This window comes from Streptomyces javensis (assembly GCF_039525925.1).
Taxonomy (GTDB): Bacteria; Actinomycetota; Actinomycetes; order Streptomycetales; family Streptomycetaceae; genus Streptomyces; species Streptomyces asiaticus.
The window spans coordinates 1-1,240 of sequence record NZ_BAAAIF010000246.1; the positions used below are offsets into that span (position 1 = coordinate 1).

The window sequence follows — 1,240 nt, forward strand, 5'->3', positions numbered from 1 at the left end:
TGGGGTGGGGTGGAGGTGGCTGCGGTCAATGGTCCTGGTTCGGTGGTGGTGGCTGGGTCTGCGGAGGCGGTGGAGCGGGTGCAGGCTGTGTGTGAGGAGCAGGGGGTCCGGGCGCGCCGGATTCCGGTGGACTACGCCTCCCACACCGCACAGGTTGAGCAGATCCGCACCGAGCTGGCTGAGGCTCTGGATGGCTTGACCTTGGCCGCTCCTCAGGGTCGTGTGGTGCCGTTGTTGTCGACGGTGACCGGGCAGTGGGTCTCGCCCGGTGAGATGGATGGGGGGTACTGGTTCCGGAATCTGCGGCAGCCGGTGCGTTTCGCCGAGGCGGTGGATGCTCTCGCCGCCGATGGTTATGGGGTTTTTGTTGAGGTGAGTGCGCATCCGGTGTTGACGGTGGGTGTGGAGGAGGCGGTGGAGGCCGCTGGTGGTCAGGCGGTGGTGACCGGGACCCTGCGACGGGGCCAGGACACACTTGGGCAGGTCCTGACCTCGCTGGCCCAGCTGTACGTCCACGGGATCACCATCGATTGGAAGGCTGCCCTCGGCGTGGCGGCCACGGACGGCAGCGGTGCGGCAGACGGCCGCATGCCGATGCTGGACCTGCCCACGTACGCCTTCCAGCGGGAGCGCTACTGGCTCGACGCCCCGCCCGCGGCAACCGACGCCACGGGCCTTGGTCTGGAGACCGTCGAGCACCCCCTCCTCGGAGCCGCAGTCGACACCGCGGGCAGTGAGGCGATCCTGCTTACGGGGCGGCTGTCGCTACAGACACATCCGTGGCTGGCCGACCACCAGGTGATGGGGTCGGTGCTGGTGCCGGGGGCGGCACTGGTGGAGATGGCGACCCGTGCCGGTGAACACATTGGTTGCAATCGGCTGGAGGAGCTGACGCTGGAGGCGCCGCTGGTTCTGCCCGAGCAGGGCGGTGTCCAGGTCCAGGTCGCCGTTGAAGAAGCCGATGCGTCGGGCTTCCGGCCGGTTTCTGTCCACTCCCGCGTGGAGACCGGGGAAACGCCTGCCGAGTCCGTATGGACCCGGAACGCCAGCGGTCTGCTTGGTGTCCCGCAGCAAGACGAGCAGCGCCAGGCGGGGCTCGAACAGTGGCCGCCGGCCGGCGCCCAGCCGATGGCGTTGGATCCGGACGAGCTTTATGCGGGTTTTGCTGGTCGGGGTTATGAGTATGGGCCGTTGTTTCAGGGGTTGCGGGCGGTGTGGCGGTTGGGTGATGCGGTGTTTG

Annotated in this window: 1 protein-coding gene; it reads left to right on the top strand. The window is 68.2% G+C overall.

The window, feature by feature from the left end; genetic code table 11:
* Positions 1-15: 15 nt before the first annotated feature.
* Positions 16-1,240: acyltransferase domain-containing protein (locus ABD329_RS47785; protein ID WP_344318288.1), on the top strand; the 1,225-nt coding region annotated here is incomplete at its 3' end.